Genomic DNA, 407 nt, shown 5'->3' with positions numbered 1-407 from the left:
ACCAGCGGCTCCACCACCGGCTGCACGAAGGACGCAAACACGTTCTCCTGCGTGACCTGGTTGGCCGCGACCGGCACGGTGAGCTGGCGGGCGGGGAGCTCGAGGCTCGGCCCGACCAGCAGGCGCATCTGCGCGCCGACGGCGATGGGCAGGCCGTCCAGCGTGCGCTGGCGCATCACTGCGGAGCGGCCCTGGGCGAGGGAGCCGAGGTCGAGCGCGCTGCCGGCGGAGGCCTTGTTGGCGCGCGCGGCGGCGGTGCCGAACACGGCCGCATTGCCGGTGGTGAGCGTCGGGCCGTCGCCATTGGCGGAGTTCAGCAGGCCATAGGCGGTGGCGTTCTCGAAGTCGGCCACGCGGCGGCCGATGGCAGCGGCGAAGTCCGTGAAGGCGCCGAGGTCGTCGTTCAC

Annotated in this window: 1 protein-coding gene; it reads right to left on the bottom strand. The window is 73.2% G+C overall.

Annotated elements, in window-relative coordinates; translation table 11 throughout:
• Positions 1-407 (bottom strand): phage major capsid protein (locus ACI6QG_RS19655; protein ID WP_491630759.1); only part of this gene is annotated, 407 nt, incomplete at both ends.

It is taken from the genome of Sabulicella flocculans (assembly GCF_045449635.1).
Taxonomy (GTDB): domain Bacteria; phylum Pseudomonadota; class Alphaproteobacteria; order Acetobacterales; family Acetobacteraceae; genus Roseococcus.
The sequence above is the reverse complement of the archived record's forward strand: the minus strand, read 5'-3'. Positions and strand labels throughout refer to the sequence as shown.